Annotated in this window: 14 protein-coding genes and 1 pseudogene; 3 read left to right on the plus strand and 12 right to left on the minus strand. The window is 71.1% G+C overall.

What is annotated here, in order from left to right; all coding sequences use genetic code 11:
* Window positions 1–12: 12 nt before the first annotated feature.
* The 4 genes from ligA to EIL87_RS14805 all read right to left on the minus strand — a co-directional run bounded on the left by ligA (window position 13) and on the right by EIL87_RS14805 (window position 5124).
* Entirely contained in the window at window positions 13–2181 is a 2169-nt protein-coding gene (gene ligA / locus EIL87_RS14790; RefSeq protein WP_125091086.1) for an NAD-dependent DNA ligase LigA, read from the minus strand.
* A 43-nt stretch (window positions 2182–2224) separates the two neighbouring features.
* Entirely contained in the window at window positions 2225–2890 is a 666-nt protein-coding gene (locus EIL87_RS14795; protein WP_125091087.1) for a hypothetical protein, read from the minus strand.
* A gap of 50 nt (window positions 2891–2940) precedes the next feature.
* Window positions 2941–3927 (minus strand): DUF6461 domain-containing protein, encoded by a 987-nt coding sequence (locus tag EIL87_RS14800; RefSeq protein WP_125091088.1) that lies wholly within the window; start codon window positions 3925–3927, stop codon window positions 2941–2943.
* A gap of 165 nt (window positions 3928–4092) precedes the next feature.
* Entirely contained in the window at window positions 4093–5124 is a 1032-nt protein-coding gene (locus EIL87_RS14805) for a methionine synthase (RefSeq protein ID WP_125091089.1), read from the minus strand.
* 167 nt (window positions 5125–5291) lie between these two features.
* Here EIL87_RS14805 and EIL87_RS14810 point away from each other — a divergent pair, with 167 nt between their 5' ends.
* Window positions 5292–5765 (plus strand): SRPBCC family protein, encoded by a 474-nt coding sequence (locus tag EIL87_RS14810; protein ID WP_125091090.1) that lies wholly within the window; start codon window positions 5292–5294, stop codon window positions 5763–5765.
* Window positions 5766–5843: 78 nt separating this feature from the next.
* Here the strand turns inward: EIL87_RS14810 and EIL87_RS14815 are convergent, their stop codons facing one another.
* On the minus strand, window positions 5844–7373 hold the full coding sequence (locus EIL87_RS14815; RefSeq protein WP_125091091.1) for an acyl-CoA synthetase: 1530 nt from the start codon (window positions 7371–7373) through the stop codon (window positions 5844–5846).
* A 755-nt stretch (window positions 7374–8128) separates the two neighbouring features.
* Window positions 8129–8899 (minus strand): alpha/beta fold hydrolase, encoded by a 771-nt coding sequence (locus tag EIL87_RS14820; protein ID WP_199740417.1) that lies wholly within the window; start codon window positions 8897–8899, stop codon window positions 8129–8131.
* A gap of 94 nt (window positions 8900–8993) precedes the next feature.
* On the opposite strand from EIL87_RS14820, the gene EIL87_RS14825 reads away from it, so the two are divergent.
* The gene (locus EIL87_RS14825) at window positions 8994–9239 is read left to right on the plus strand and encodes a hypothetical protein (RefSeq protein ID WP_125091092.1); all 246 of its coding nucleotides are present in this window, start codon (window positions 8994–8996) and stop codon (window positions 9237–9239) included.
* Here EIL87_RS14825 and mnmA read toward each other — a convergent pair.
* The 5 genes from mnmA to EIL87_RS14850 form a co-directional block, all read right to left on the minus strand.
* On the minus strand, window positions 9220–10308 hold the full coding sequence (gene mnmA, locus EIL87_RS14830; RefSeq protein WP_125091093.1) for a tRNA 2-thiouridine(34) synthase MnmA: 1089 nt from the start codon (window positions 10306–10308) through the stop codon (window positions 9220–9222). The genes EIL87_RS14825 and mnmA overlap by 20 nt on opposite strands.
* Window positions 10309–10311: 3 nt before the next feature.
* Window positions 10312–11538 (minus strand): cysteine desulfurase family protein, encoded by a 1227-nt coding sequence (locus EIL87_RS14835; protein WP_125091094.1) that lies wholly within the window; start codon window positions 11536–11538, stop codon window positions 10312–10314.
* A 62-nt stretch (window positions 11539–11600) separates the two neighbouring features.
* Window positions 11601–12968 carry an MFS transporter gene (locus EIL87_RS14840; RefSeq protein WP_233576253.1) on the minus strand — a complete coding sequence of 456 codons (1368 nt, stop codon included), beginning with the start codon at window positions 12966–12968 and terminating at the stop codon, window positions 11601–11603.
* An 88-nt stretch (window positions 12969–13056) separates the two neighbouring features.
* A complete protein-coding gene (locus tag EIL87_RS14845; protein WP_233576254.1) occupies window positions 13057–13881 on the minus strand; it encodes a lysophospholipid acyltransferase family protein in 825 nt (274 codons plus the stop codon).
* Entirely contained in the window at window positions 13878–14642 is a 765-nt protein-coding gene (locus EIL87_RS14850; protein WP_125091096.1) for a GNAT family N-acetyltransferase, read from the minus strand. The genes EIL87_RS14845 and EIL87_RS14850 overlap by 4 nt, the downstream gene beginning before the upstream one ends.
* A 432-nt stretch (window positions 14643–15074) precedes the next feature.
* On the opposite strand from EIL87_RS14850, the gene rnhA reads away from it, so the two are divergent.
* Window positions 15075–15521 (plus strand): ribonuclease HI, encoded by a 447-nt coding sequence (gene rnhA / locus EIL87_RS14855; RefSeq protein ID WP_125091097.1) that lies wholly within the window; start codon window positions 15075–15077, stop codon window positions 15519–15521.
* 57 nt (window positions 15522–15578) lie between these two features.
* Here rnhA and EIL87_RS14860 read toward each other — a convergent pair.
* Window positions 15579–15727, minus strand: a pseudogene (locus tag EIL87_RS14860) (electron transfer flavoprotein subunit alpha/FixB family protein); the annotation flags it as partial.

Consider the following 15727-nt stretch of genomic DNA (forward strand, 5'->3'; position numbering starts at 1 on the left):
ACGACCTCCTCGCTACTCGGGCGGCAGGGCTCGCTCCGCGGCGGCCTCGGGACCCTGCTGCAGGAGCACGGTGAACCCGTCCTCGTCGAGCACCGGAACCTTCAGCTGCATCGCCTTCTCGTACTTCGACCCGGGCGAATCACCGACCACGACGAACGCGGTCTTCTTCGACACCGAACCAGCGGCCCGGCCGCCGCGGGTCATGATCTGTTCCTTCGCGTCGTCCCGGGAGTACTGCTGCAGCGTGCCGGTGACCACGATCGACATCCCCTCCAGCGTCCGGGGGATCGACTCGTCGCGCTCGTCGGCCATCCGCACACCGGCCTCGCGCCACTTGCGCACGATCTCGCGGTGCCAGTCCACGGCGAACCACTCGCGCACTGCGGTGGCGATCGTCGGCCCGACCCCGTCGGTGTTGGCCAGCTCCTCCTCGGAGGCGTGTTCGACGCGCTCCAGCGTCGCGAACTCCCGAGCCAGGGCCTGCGCGGCGGTGGGCCCGACGTGGCGGATGGACAGGCCGACCAGCACCCGCCACAGCGGTTTCTGCTTGGCCTCCTCCAGGTTCGCCAGCAGCTTGGCGCCGTTGGCCGAGAGGTTGCCCTCCTTGGTGGTGTAGAGCGGGGTTTTCAGCAGCTTGGCCTCGTCGAGGTCGAACAGGTCGCCTTCGTCCCCGAGCACGCCCGCGTTGAGCAACGCCGAAGCCCCTTCGTAGCCGAGCGCGTCGATGTCGAGGACCTTGCGGCTCGCCAGGTAGAACAGCCGTTCGCGCTGCTGGCCGGGGCAGCCCTGGGCGTTCGGGCAGCGCAGGTCGACATCGCCTTCCTTCTGCCGCGCCAACCGGGTCCCGCACTCCGGGCAGGTCTCGGGCATCTCGAACTCGCGCTCGTCGCCGGTGCGCACGTCGACGACCGGGCCCAGCACTTCGGGGATGACGTCGCCGGCCTTGCGGATCACCACGCGGTCACCGATGAGCACGCCCTTGCGCCGCACCTCGTCGGCGTTGTGCAGAGTGGCCATCGAAACGGTCGACCCGGCGACCTTGACCGGCTCCATCACCGCGAACGGGGTGACCCGGCCGGTGCGCCCGACGTTGACCTGGATGTCGAGCAACCGCGTGGTGGCCTGCTCCGGCGGGTACTTGTAGGCGATGGCCCAGCGCGGCGCGCGCGAGGTGGTGCCGAGCCTGCGCTGCAGCGGGACCTCGTCGACCTTGATGACGATGCCGTCGATCTCGTGCTCGGCCGAGTCCCGGTTCTTGCCCCAGTGCTCGATGTGCTCCAGCAATTCATCCACAGTGGACAGCACGACGGTGTGGCGGGACACCGGCAGGCCCCAGGCCTTGAGCGCCGCGTAGGACTCCGACTGGCGCTGCGGCTCGAACCCCTCGCGCTTGCCCAATCCGTGGCAGATCAACCGCAGCGGGCGGGACCTGCTGATCCGCGGGTCCTTCTGCCGCAGGGACCCGGCGGCGGCGTTGCGCGGGTTGGCGAAGGGGGGCTTGCCCGCGTCGACGAGCTTGGCGTTGAGCTCGGCGAACTCGTCGATGCGGAAGAAGACCTCGCCGCGCACCTCCACCAGCTGCGGGACCGGGTACTCGTCGGTGCCGGTGAGCTGCTCAGGCACGTCGCCCATGGTGCGCACGTTGAGCGTGACGTCCTCACCCGTGCGCCCGTCACCGCGGGTCAGCGCCCGCTCCAGGTGGCCGTCGCGGTAGAGCAGGTTGACCGCGAGTCCGTCGATCTTGAGCTCGCAGAGGTAGTGCGCGTCGCCACCGACCTCCCGCTCCACGCGCTCGACCCACGCCCGCAACTCCTCGGAGTCGAAGGCGTTGTCCAGGCTCAGCATCCGCTCCAGGTGCGGGACCGCGGTGAACGCGGTGGAGAAGGTGCCGCCGACGACCTGCGTCGGCGAGTCGGGTGCCCGCAGCGCCGGGTGCTCGTCCTCCATCCGCTGGAGCCGGGTGAACAGCTCGTCGAACTCGCCGTCGGAGATCGTCGGCGAGTCCAGCACGTAGTAGCGGAACTGGTGGCCGCGTACCTCCTCGGCCAGCTCCGCGTACTGTTCGCGCACGTCGGGCGGCACGTCCTCGACGCCTTCGGCCGTCCCCGAGGTGACGGGGTCGGCGGGCACGCCCTCGGCGTCCTCGGTGGGGTGGAGCTGGTCAACGTCCTTGCTGGTCACGCCCCGAGACTAGCGAGCAACCCCGACACGGGCACGCAGCGGCTCACTGCGCGTTGCGGTCCACCTCGCGCACCAGCTCGCGCAGCTCGAGCAGTCCGATGGCACCGTCGGGTTCGGCCTCGGCGGTCTCCACCCGTCCCAGCCGGTCGGCGGCCAGCCGTTCGCCGAGGGTGGCGTCCAGCGGCAGGAAGGTCAGGGCCTGGCGCGCGTTGTCGTCGAGCTTGTGGAAGCCGGGGTGGTAGACGGCGACGTCGACCAGCGCCTCGGCCTCGTCGACCTGCGCGGCCACCCGCACCTGCTCCAACGGGTACTTCTCGCCGCGCAGGTTGACCGTGACCTGCGTCGGGTCGGGCACGGCCGGCACCGAGTCGTGGTACTCCCAGAGCGTGTCGGCCGGAGGCGCGGCAGCCATCCACGCATCGGTGCAGGGCCGCAGCTCCGGATCGGCCTGGCTGCTGATGACCAGCGCGTACGCGGCTTCTTCGCCGTGCTCGATGCTGAAGGTCAGGTCCGGGTGCACGCCCGCGACGGCCTCGGCTACGAGGTTCTCGACGCGCTGCGGTTCGCTGTCGCCGAGCGCGGAAGCGATCTCGGGCAGGTGTTCCTCCCACCACGACCAGAACGCCGCCGCCCGCTCCGCCGCTTCGGCGGACACGTCGACCGGTTCGGCGGGCGCTTCGGCGTCACGACGACGCAGGAACCTGAACATGCGGACCATTGTGCCGCCCCGCGCGTCCCGCCGTGGCGGGACGCGGACTTTCAGGCCAGCTCGTCGCGGACGATGGCGGTGATCGCAGCCGGTTCCGCACCGCGCACGGCGGTCGCGCTGGTGAGCACGCCGGAGAGGGCACTGCGGGGGTCGTCGTGCATGACCTCCCGGAGCACCTGCATCGCGTGCAGCCGGTTGCGGCTGACCAGCGCGGGCCGCTCCCAGATGCCCCGCCACACCAGTTCGCGCACGGTCTCGTCGACCTCCGAGCACGTCGGCCGGGTGCCGGCGAGGATCCGCTGCACCACCGGGAGGTCGAGGCAGTCGGCGGTGGTCGCGACGTAGCGCGCGAGGGAGCGCAGCACCCTCCGCTGCTCCGGCTCACCGGCCGACCGCAACGCGGTCAGCATCTCCGCCGGGTAACCGTCGAGGTCGCCCAGCGGCAGCGACACGAGGTCGTCCGGCCACGGAGCGACCGGGTAGGTGCAGAACTCCCCGCTCAACCAATCTGCGCTGGGCACCACTCCGGTGAGGCGGCCGGCCAGCGCCAGCATCAGCTGCACCGGGCAGCCCTCCGACCACGGCAGGTGCGCGCGGTGCTCCTCCAGCCCGTCGGGGTGGGTGCCTTCGCGGTACTCGGGGAGCACGGCCTCGAACGACGTGTGGATCACGCCGTCGACGGCGTGCGCGAACCGCGTGCGCCGGTCCTCGTCCCAGAAGCAGGACACGGCTTCGGGACGCGCGACCCGCCGCAGCACCTCGGGGCGGCTTCCCTGGTCGCCGCTGTCCTCGACCACCAGCGTCCAGTCCCCGACCACCCGCAGCGCGATCATCGGGTGCTTCTCCTGGTAGGCGAACGCCTCTTCGCAGAACTCGTCGATGTCCAGTGACCTCCCGTGGGAGGTGACCGCCCCGAACGACTCGGCCACCCGACCGAGGTCGCTGTCGCGGACCAAGGTCAGGCACGCCGCGTCCTGGATCGTGCTCCGCCCGATCCACGCGACCCGGTCAAGCTCGCTGACACAATGACTCCCCACGGGGATTCTTCCTACCAGCGCAAAAGCCGGACCACGCGCATTTCCGCGAAACAGTCGAGCAACAAGAGCACCTCAGGTTGGTCTGATCAGGTTTAGGTCAGCAGAACCCCTGCTCGACCGGCGCGGGGAGTGAACACGTTGAGCACGTGCGGGTGCGGTCGTTCGTCATGATTCGGACTCGTCGGCGAAGAGCTTGGCGAGGTCGTTGGTGAGGGAGATCGCGCGACGGGCCCAGTCCGGGGAGGCTCCGGCGAGGCCGCAGGTGGGGGTGGGCACGGCGCGTTCGGCGAGGGTCTTCTTCCCGAATCCGAGTCGGGTGGCGAGGTCGAAGGCGGGTTGGGCGATGCTGCGCAGCTCGGCCTGTCCCGCGGGTTCGGTGCTGGGCACCAGTCCGAGGAACAGCGTGGTGCCCTCTTCCCATGCTTCACCGAGCTCGTCGGCGAACTGGCCGGTGACGTCACCGAGCCCGGAGGCGTCCAGCGAGATCGCGGCGGCTCCGGCGCGGCGCAGCAGCTCCACCGGCGGACTCGGAGCGCAGCAGTGCACGACGACCGGCGAACCCGTTGCGGCACTGAGCTTCTCGATGACTCCGCCGAGCAGTCGCTGCACCTCCGGCTCCGGCACGGCCGCCACGTTGCCGTAGCCGGACGGCGTCGGCAGCGAACCCCTCAGCACAGCGGGCATCGACGGCTCGTCCAGCTGCACCACCACGCGCGAACCGGTGCGCGCGGCGACCTGCTCGGCGTGCGCGATGAGGCCTTCGGTGAGCGAATCGGTGAAGTCGCGCAACGCTCCGCGGTCGGTGAGCACCCGGTGCCCGCGCGCGAGTTCGACCCCGGCGGTGAGCGTCCACGGCCCGGCCGCCTGCACCTTCACGACCTCAGGCGCACCGGCTTCGCCCACGGCCTGCTCCAGCGCGTCGAGGTCCCAGCGCAGCAGGTCCACGGCACGCCGGTGGTCCTTCCCGGGCGTCCCGGCCACCCGGTACCCGGACGGCACGACCTCGACCGCCAAGTCGACCAGCAGCCCGGCCGTCCGCCCGAGGACGTCGGCTCCGACCCCGCGGGCGGGCAGTTCGGGAACCGGCATCAGCTCCGGCAACTCCCCGACCACCATCCGCGCGGCCTCCACCGGATCCGTCCCCGGCACAGACCCGACGGCAGACGCCACACCCGGACCCCACGCTGCATCACTCACCCTTCCATTATCGACCGCCGCGCACCCGCCGCACACGTGGGTGATCGCGAGGAAGACTCGGATCACGAGCCTCCCCGGCTCGGGGAGTCCTCGACCGATGAGTTCCGTCTCCACGAGCGGTCTCCCTGTGTGGAGCCCACCCGTACCGGCGGAGAGGAGCGCACATCGTGCCCCGGGAGAACGTGAGCGCCACCCTGTCCGTCGCCGCGCCGGCTGCCAAGGTGTTCGCGGTGCTGGCAGATCCGACGACACATCCCACGATCGACGGCACCGGTTGGGTGCAGGAGCCGGTGGACCGAGCTCCGCTGACCGCCGTGGGGCAGACCTTCCGCGTGGACATGCACCACGCCGCCCACCCCGACGGGGACTACCGGGTGGTCAACGAGGTGCGCGCGTTCACGGCGAACCGCACCATCGGCTGGGCGACCGGGTACGAGAAGGACGACGGAGAAGTCGAGTTCGGCGGCTGGACCTGGCGCTACGACCTCGCTCCGACGAGTCGGACCGGAACGGACGTGACGCTCACCTACGACTGGTCGGCCGTGCCGCAGCACGTCCGGGATCGCGGCATCACGTTCCCGCCGTTCGGCCCGGACCACCTCATCAACTCGCTGCGCCACCTCGCCGGCATCGCGGCGTGAGAGTCGATCCGGCACCCGCGCGAGGCGGTGGCGGTCGAGTCGATCGAGCGCTCGGCACCGACCGCCTCGGGGCAGGCGTCAGGCGAGCTCGTCGCGGAGCACCCTCTTGAGGAGCTTCCCGGAGCTGTTGCGGGGCAGGTCGTCGACGAAGCGGATCTGCTTGGGGAGCTTGAACCCGGCCAGGTGCTCCCGGGCGTGGTCGAGCAGTTCCTGCTCGGTGATCTCGCCCTTGGGGACGACGACAGCCGCGATGCGCTCGATCCACTTCGGATCGGGGACAGCGATGACGGCGACCTCCTGGACGGCCGGGTGGGTGTAGAGGGCGTCCTCGACCTCGCGGGAGGCGACCAGCACACCCCCCGTGTTGATGACGTCCTTGATGCGGTCGACGACGAAGCAGTACCCGGCTTCGTCGCGGCGCACCAGGTCGCCCGAGTGGAACCAGCCGCCGCGGAAGGCCTCGTCGGTCTCCTCCGGCTTGTCCCAGTACCCGGTGCACAGCTGCGGCGAGCGGTAGACGATCTCGCCGAGCTCACCGGGCGGGACCTCCTCGCCCTGGTCGTCGACGACCTTGGCCTCGACGAACAGCACGGGCCGACCGGCCGAATCCGGGCGCTCGTCGTGCTCCTCCGGGCGCAGCACGGTCGCCAGCGGGGCGATCTCCGACTGCCCGAAGCAGTTGTAGAAGCCCAGCTCGGGCAGCTGCTCGCGCAGTCGCTGCAACACCGGGCCGGGCATGATCGACGCGCCGTAGTAGGCCTTGCGCAGCGACTTCAGGTCGCGCTGAGCGAAGTCGTCGTGGTTGGCCAGCGCCACCCACACCGTCGGCGCGGCGAAGAACGAGGTGATCTGCTCGCTCTCGACGCGGCGCAGGACATCGCCGGGCTCGGGGGCCTCGACGAGGTGGTTGCCCGCTCCGATCATCAGGTGCGGCAGCAGGAACACGTGCATCTGCGCCGAGTGGTACAGCGGCATCACGTGCAGCGGCAGGTCGTGCTCGTCGAAGTCCAGCGCGTGCAGGCAGGAGATGTACTCGTGCAGCAGCGCCCGGTGCGTCATCATCGCGCCCTTGGGCAGCGAGGTGGTGCCGGAGGTGTAGAGCAGCTGCACGAGGTCGTCGTCGGCGACGGAGACGTCGAGGTCGGGCACTCCGCCCTCGAGGCTGCGCGACAGCAAGGAGCCCTCCTCGTCCCGCAGCGGGAGGAGCTGCTCCAGCGAGGTTTCCCCGCGCACCTCCTCGACGTTGCCGGTCAAGGCCGGATCGACAAGCACGAAGCGGCTGCCCGACTGGGAGAGGAGGTAGGAGAGCTCCCCTCCGCTGAGGTTGTAGTTGATCGGCACGTGCACGAGCCCCGCCCTGGCGCAGGCCAGGAACCCGATCAGGTAAGCGTCGGAGTTCTTCCCGTAGGCGGCGACCCGATCACCCTTGACCGCCCCTGACGCCAGCAGGAACCCGGCCGCCCGACTCACCGCGGCGTCGAGCTCAGCGTACGTCCAGACCCGCTGCTGACCTGCGGAATCGTCGAACCGCAACGCCTCCCGGTCGCCCACGCGCGCCGCGCTCCGCCGCACCACGTCCGCGACCGTGCTCCCCCGAAGCTCCACCATCGGACCTCCCACTCCGTCGTGTGGGGCCAGACATTAACCCGACAGACAGGTCGGCACTAGGCCAAGAGCCACCCCACTCCGCAACAGCGAGGACCTTCGCTCCCCTGATGACATTTCGCGCGAAGTGTCGTTGGCGAGGCGAGCGACATTTCGCGCGACATGTCGCCACCTCCGGCGTGTCCGGACCCGACACGCCGAAGCCGGCCCGTTCGCGGGCTGCGCGGCTTCGGAGCGCTTCGGGTTGACGATCTGGAGCTGGGCGGAGGCACCTGAGCACGCCCACCGGGGAGGTCAGGGTCGAAGCGGCCGGACCTCGCGGCGTCTTGGGACGGTCTTCGTCGCGCGCCGCAGCAACGAATCGTGCGCTCGCCCCCCGGCAACTCGTGGTTCGGCCCGTCGGCTCGCACCACGGCGCCGGGGTGCTTCCTCGGCCACTCGCAGACGACTGGCATCCCGCTTCGAACGGTGGGACGGGCCAAGATCATGAGTGTTGAGCGACCTTCGCGAGGTTCCACCTGCCGAGCCACCCTCGGCCTCGTGCCGTCACCTCAAACCTCTGCGCTCGAACCTCCCCGCCTCGTCGAACGATCGGCCTCCAGGGCCGTCGAATCCACACCACAGCAACGGGACTCGCGGGGAGCGACCTCTACGCGGCTCACCTGCGAATGACTGTGCACACTCGTTGGTTCCTGCAACTGTGGCCCCCGCACGACGATCTCCGGCGAGCACACCGCATCTGCTCTCCCACGCGAGTTCTAGGGGCGCCAGAACCTGCGGAGCTCGGGGTTGACGACGTCCGCGCGCTGGCTGTGCGGCCAGTGCGAGGTGCCGGGAACTCGCAGCACCTCGGCATCGAGGCGCTGCGCCGTGGCGCGGGCGCACTCCAGCAGCGGCTCGCCGCCGTGGGTTCGGTAGGCGGGTGGCGCGACGTCCCAGGTGCCGGTGATCACCTGCACCGGGAGCCGCGTCAGTCCTTCGACCGGGATGTGCGCCTCCCAGGACGGGAACTCGCGGAGCGCGGTGCGCGTCGCGCGCACCAGTTCCGGAGTGGGCTCGGGAGCGGGGAAACCGACGGATTCGAAGTTCAGCCGCACGAGGTCTTCGTCCGAGGTGCCCTCGGGGAACGCGGCGAGTGCTTCCCGGTTGCGCCGCACGGCCTCGGCCACGACCGGCGCGTCGAGGGCGATCTGGAAGCACGCGGGTTCGATCAGGGTCAGCGACCGGACCGCTGCCGGGTTGTGCAGCGCGGCGAGCATCGCGACGACACCACCCGAGGAGTGCCCGACCAGGTGGGCCCCTTCGCCGACCAGCTCGGCGACGTCCTCGGCGTCCTGCCGGTAGTCGTTGCGTTCCACGTCCGGGCTGCCGCCGTAGCCGCGGCGGTCCGGCAGCACCACCTGGAACTCGTCCGCCAGCTCCAGCTGCGCCCCGAACCCGAAGGTGTCGTGCCGCGCCCACGTCCCGGGCCCGTGCACCAGAACGACCCGCGGGCCCTCACCGAACTCCGCCACCTGCAGCTCACCCACGGGACCAGAATGGCAGGGTTCGCGGGCGACCGGACGGATTTCCACCACACAGATCTGCGGAGCATCGACCGGCCACGAGCAACTCGTGGAGTGGATGACGGTGGTCGCCCGGCACCAGCCTGAACCCCGGGACCGCACCACCCAACAGGGACGTCGACCGCGTCGTCGTGGCCGGGACCACGACCGGCTCTACCCGCCGAGCGCGCTCACCGGGCCGGTCCGGGACGGTTGCGGTCAGGAGGTGACGGTGTGCCCCGACAGCGGCCACCTGCTCGTCGAGGAACACCCCGAGGCGCTCGCCGAGCGCCTCGCGACGTGGGTCAGCGGGTGGCGGAGATGATGCCGCTGCCCAGGACGAGGTCTCCCGACTCTTCCGGGCGGTAGAGCACGACCGCTTGGCCCGGCGCCACGCCCTGCAGCTCCTGGCGGAGCTGGATCGTGATGCCCGCACCGTCGAATTCGGCGACCGCGTCGGCGGTTCCACCGTGGGCGCGGACCTGGATGACGCACTCCGTCGGGCCGTCGAGCGGCTTCTCCGACGGCCAGATCGGGCGCTTGGCGTCGATCTCGGTGACCGCGAGGCGGTCTCGCGAACCGACCTTCACCGTGCCCGACACCGGTTCGAGGGACAGGACGTAGCGCGGATTGCCGTCCGGGGCAGGGGAATCGATGCCGAGTCCCTTGCGCTGGCCGACGGTGAAACCGTGCACGCCGGTGTGCTCGCCGAGGACCTCACCGGTCTCGTCGTCCACCAGCTGCCCCGGCGTCTGGCCGAGCTTCTTCTCCAGGAAGCTCTTCGTGTCGCCGTCGGGGATGAAGCAGATGTCGTGGCTGTCCGGCTTCTTGGCGACCGCGAGGTCCTGCTCGGCGGCCTCCTCGCGGACCTCGGACTTCAGCGAGCCGCCGAGCGGGAACATCGAGTGCCGCAGCTGCTCGGAGGTCAGCGACGCCAGCACGTAGGACTGGTCCTTGCCCTCGTCGCGGCTGCGCCGCAGCTCCGGAACACCGTCCACCACGGACAACCGGGCGTAGTGGCCGGTGCACACGGCGTCGAATCCCAACGCCATCGCCTTCTCCAGCAACGCCTCGAACTTGATCTTCTCGTTGCAGGTCAGGCACGGGTTCGGGGTGCGGCCTGCGGCGTACTCGCCGACGAAGGTCTCGATGACCTCCTCGGTGAAGCGCTCGGCGAAGTCCCACACGTAGAACGGGATGCTCAGCAGGTCCGCCGCGCGGCGCGCGTCGCGGGAGTCCTCGATGGTGCAGCACCCGCGCGCACCGGTCCGCAGAGTCCCCGGCTTGGCGGACAGGGCGAGGTGCACCCCGGTCACGTCATGACCTGCGGCGACCGCCCGGGCGGCCGCGACCGCGGAGTCCACTCCCCCGCTCATGGCTGCCAGCACTCGCACGACTCACACCTCCGTGGCGGCCGTGGCCGCCGAAGATCGGCGCAACCCGGCCAACCCGGCGCTACGCGCTCGTTGCACCACCGGTCCGATGACCTCGGTGAGTGCCTGTACATCGGCCGCGGTCGAGCTGTGCCCCAGCGAGAAGCGCAGCGACCCCCGCGCGGCCTTCGGGTCAGCGCCCATCGCCAGCAGCACGTGGCTGGGTTCGGAAACACCAGCGGTGCAAGCCGATCCGGTGGAGCACTCGATTCCCTTGGCGTCCAACAGCATCAACAGGCTGTCGCCCTCGCAGCCGGGGAAGGTGAAGTGCGCGTTGCCCGGCAGCCGGGACGGCCCACCACCGATGGCCTCACCACCGGGGTCGCCGTTGAGCACCACGTCCGGCACGGCCGCGCGCACCCCGCTGATCAGGTCGTCCCGCAACTTCGCCAGCTGCGGCCCGTGCACCTCGCGGCCGTCGACGGCTTCCCGCACCGCCGCCGCCAGCCCGACGACACCGGGGGTGTCCAGCGTGCCGGACCGCACCTCGCGCTCCTGGCCACCGCCGTGCAGCACCGGAGTGCAGGTGACGTCGCGGGACAGCAGCAGGACACCGGCCCCGTAGGGGCCGCCGACCTTGTGGCCGGTCATCGTCAGCGCCGCGGCGCCCGAGGCCGCGAAGTCCACCGGCAGCGTTTCCACCGCCTGCACCGCGTCGGTGTGCAGCGGAACGCCGTGCCGGTCGGCGATGGCGGAGAGCTCGGCGATGGCGTTGACCGTGCCGACCTCGTTGTTCGCCCACATCACCGTGGCCAGCGCCACGTCGTCGGCGCTGCTCAGCGCCGCTTCGAAGACCTCGGGGGAGATCCGGCCCGCTGCGTCGGCCTCCAGCCAGGTCACCTCGGCGCCTTCGTGCTCGGCCAGCCACTCCACGGCGTCGAGGACCGCGTGGTGCTCGACCGTGGAGGCCAGGATCCGGCGCCGCGCCGGGTCGGCGGATCGCCGCGCCCAGAAGATGCCCTTGACCGCGAGGTTGTCGCTCTCGGTCCCGCCGGCGGTGAACAGCACCTCCGAGGGCCGCGCACCCAAGGCGTCGGCGATGTCCTCGCGGGACTCCTCGACCTTGCGCCGCGCCTGCCGACCCGAGGTGTGCAGGGACGAGGCGTTGCCGATCCAGGTCAACGCCTCGCTCATCGCGGCCACCGCTGCGGGCCGCATCGGGGTCGTAGCGGCGTGGTCGAGGTAAGTCATCGCTCATCCAGGGTAATGCAAGCCGACCACCGCTTTCCTCGCGGTCCAGCAGAACACGCAGGTCAGACCCGTTCGACCCGCCCTGCGCGGAGCAGCACCACAGCCGCCGGCAGTGTCGCCACCAGCAGCCCCAGATCCAGCGGCAGCACGCCCCGGGTCGGCGCGTCCGCGGTGGCCAGCGCGCTGACCACCACACCACCGGCGCCCACCAGCAACGCCTGCCCGAGCATGTCGGAGATCTGCAGCGCCGAGGAGTTGAACCCGCGCGCGGCCTCGGGGGACAGCGACAGGACGACGACGGCCGTCGTGGCGACCGAGATGCCCATGCCCATCCCGGCCACGAACCACCCGACGAACACCAACCACGGCGCACCCCACGACGGCAACGCCTGCAGCAGCGCGAAGACACCCGTCCCCACCAGGCAGAACCCGGCCGCGACGATCTGCTCCCCGCGCAGCCGCCGCTGCCTGCTCTGCCACAGGGCGCCCACCGACCACCCCAGCGACCCCACCGTCAGCGGGAGGCCCGCGGCCGAAGCGGAGAACCCGTGCACGACGGTGAGGCTGAGCGGGACGAACGCCTGCGCGGTGAAGAACAGTCCCGCCAGCAGACCGCGGGCCAGCACCATCACCGGCAGCCCCGGGCGGGCACGCAGCGTCCCTGGCGGCAGCAACCGCAGCAGGGACGGGACCAGCACCACCAGTCCCACCACCGCGACCCCGAGCGCGAGCAACGACGCCTGCTGCGCCGACCAGGTCAAGGCCACCACGGACACCGCCGCGCCCACCGCCGCCCACGGCAGCCTGGGCCGGGCCTCGGCGGGCTCGGCACCGCGCTCGCCGAACCGGCGCAACGTGGGGACCAGCAACCCGGCGCCGAGGCAGACCAGCGGTGCGAGGCCGCCGAACACCCACCGCCAGCTGGCGTGCTCGGTCAGCAGCCCGGCGATCAAGGGACCCACCAGCGCAGGCACCACCCACGCCGCGGACAGCGCGCCGAACGCGGCGGGCCGGTGCCGCTCCGGGTAGACGCGGGCGATCATCACGTACAGCGAGACGATCAGCACACCACCGCTGAGCCCCTGCACCACGCGCGCCACCAACAGCACGGCCATGCCCGGCGCGAGGGCGGCGAGCAGCAGGCCCGCGGCGAACGAGGGCAGCGCCACCAGCAGCGGTACGGCCGGTCCGCGGGTGTCGGCCACCCTCCCGCCGAGCACGGTTCCCGCAGCGCTGGCGGACAGGAACACCGTGAGGGGCCACGAGTACCACTGCGAGGCGTGGAAGTCGGCGACGATCGTGGGCAGCGCGGTGCCCACCCCCATCGCCTCGAACGCCACGAGCGTGATGACCAGGATCAGACCGGCTGTGAAGGCGCGGCGGTGCGGGTGCCACAGCGCGCTGTCGGAAGAGGGGCTCGCGGTGTCCACCCGGCTAGCCTGCTCCCTCGACCGGGGTGGAGGTCCAGGTGTCCCACCCGCCTGGCGCAGCCGACCGCTCATCCCGGTGATCGTGCGATCAGGCCGCGACGGGCTCCCGGGTCTCCTCGTGCCCCAGGCGTGCGCCGGTGACGCGCGTGATCCCAGCCTGGGCTTCCCGGGCCATCGCCCGGCGGTCGGTGGCGGTCAGTTCCGGCAGCACCACGACTTCCACGACCAGGTCTCGCACGCGGGCCACCGACAGCACCGAGCTCACCAGGCTCTCCTCGCCCAAGAACGCCGCCGCGGCGGTCGCGTTCCCGTCACCGTCGCGGAAGCGCACCGCGACCGGCTGCGTGCGGACGCCCGCGTCCAGGGCTGCCTGGAACACGGCGGGGCGGAACGTGCCGCTCGCGGCACCGCACCACGTGGTGCCCTCGGGGAACGTGGCGACCACCGCACCCGCTCGGAGTTCGTCGGCGATCGTGGACACCGCTTCCGGGAGGGCCGACAGCTGGTCGCGGTCGATGTAGACGGTCCCGACCCGGCCGGCCAGCGCACCCAGCAGCGGCCACGAGCGGACCTCGACCTTGGCCAGCACCTTCATCGGGGTCAGCACCTGCAACGCGACCACGTCCAGCCACGAGACGTGGTTGCACACGACCAACGCACCACCCGGCGCCGACGCACCGTGGATTTCCAGGCGGATCCCCAAGGCACGCAACAACATCCGGAAGCACCGGGGGACCGCCCTCCGCCGCAGCGGTGAAGGGAGCCCCAGCACCATCGCGCTGCCCAGCAGCAGCAGGCCGACAGTGCACCCGAGGCGCACGGCCAGCCGCAGCCGACCCACCTCGGTGCCGGGGTCGCGCGGAGGGAGGCACTCAAGCCCGCACGGCGACTCCGGCATCCACGGGTGGCTCATGCCGCGTCTCCGAGGAAGAACCGCATGTACCGCTGGTCCGCGCGTTCCAGGTCGAGGAGCACGAAGAAGTCCGCGACCCCGAAGTCCGGGTCGTGCGCGGGCCGGCCGCAGACCTCGGCGCCCAGCCGAAGGTAGCCGCGCAGCAGCGGCGGGATCGCGGAGCGCTCGTCGAGGTCGCCGGCGTCCCACGGCCGGTGCGGGTGCACTCGCCGCTCCGCCGGCGCGTAGTGCTTCTGCGACACCGTCCGCCACACGTGCGCGGCCTGCACACCGCCGTCGTCGAGCGGAACGGACGCGCAGCCGACGAGCATCGTGTGCCCGTGCAGCAGCATGTAGCGGGCGATCCCGGTCCACACCAGACTCACCACGGCACCGTTGCGGTGCTCCGGGTGCACGCAGGAGCGGCCGGTCTCCACCAGCGAAGGGCGGAGCTCGTCGAGCGAGGAGAGGTCGAACTCGGTTTCGGAGTAGAGCATCCCGGCGGACCAAGCCCGTTCGGGCGGCAACATCCGGTAGGTGCCGACCACCTCGCCGCTGCGGTCGTCCCGCACGATCAGGTGGTCGCAGTGGTCGTCGAAGGAGTCCTGGTCGACGCCGAACTCCCCGCCCGTGACCGTGGCTCCCATCTCCTCCGCGAACACCCGGTGGCGCAGGCGTTGCGCGGCGTGGACCTCATCGGCATCACGAGCGACGAGCAGCGAGTAGTGTGCGTCGGCCGTCGCGCTCGGCGCGGCGCTGGCCAACAGCTGCATCTCGGACATGTCCCAGGTGTATCGCCGGGCGGCGAAAGCCCAACACACCGGCGGATGACACGGAGCCAGAACTTTCGGTGAATGCCAGGTGCGTGCTGCGCCACCCGGACCTGCGACACCGCCGAGTCCAGCACGTGTCCGGCTCGTCGAGCAGCCGTCGCACCCACCACCCGGACGACGGAAGTTCTGGCTACTGGGGAACCGTCCTGCCACGCACTCCGGAACCGGTGCGGACGTGCGCATGGGAACCTTCCTCCCACTCCGCCGGCACCCGGGCCGGGGGGCACGTGGGAACCGTCCTGCCACTCACAGCGGACCGGGGCCGACGTGCACGGGGAACCTTCCTCGCGCTCCGCCAACAACGGCGCCGACGTGAGCGTGGGAACTTTCCTCGCATGCCGCTGCCCGGACCCTCCGGACGGGACGGCTAAGTTCGAGCGCATGCAGACCGAGCGCGTCGACCTCTTCACCGATGGCGCATGCAGCGGCAATCCCGGCCCGGGCGGTTGGGGCGTGGTGCTGCGCTACGGCGATCACGAGCGGGAGCTCTACGGCAAGGACCCGACCACGACGAACAACAAGATGGAGCTGACGGCCGTGATCGAGGGGTTGGCCGCCCTGACCCGGCCGATCCCGTTGGTGCGCGTCCACACCGACAGCACCTACGTGCTCAAGGGCATCACCGAGTGGATGCGCGGGTGGAAGCGCAACGGCTGGCTGACCTCGGCCAAGAAGCCGGTCAAGAACGCCGAGCTCTGGCAGCGGTTGGAAGCGGAGTGCTCCCGCCACGGCGAGGTGGCGTGGGAGTGGGTGAAGGGCCACGCCGGTCACCCGGAGAACGAGCGCGCCGACAAGCTCGCCTGCAAGGGCCGGGACGAAGCGCGCTGAGAGACGGAACCGGGCCGTGCTCCGCCTGGAGCACGGCCCGCTTCGCGCGTCTGGGGATCAGCCCTTGCGCTTGGTGATCTCCTCGGTGAGCTGCGGGGCGACCTTGAACAGGTCACCCACGACGCCGTAGTCGGCGATCTCGAAGATCGGCGCCTCCGGGTCCTTGTTCACCGCGACGATCGTCTTCGACGTCTGCATGCCCGCGC

Origin of the sequence: Saccharopolyspora rhizosphaerae (genome assembly GCF_003931915.1) — a bacterium.
Taxonomy (GTDB): domain Bacteria; phylum Actinomycetota; class Actinomycetes; order Mycobacteriales; family Pseudonocardiaceae; genus Saccharopolyspora; species Saccharopolyspora rhizosphaerae.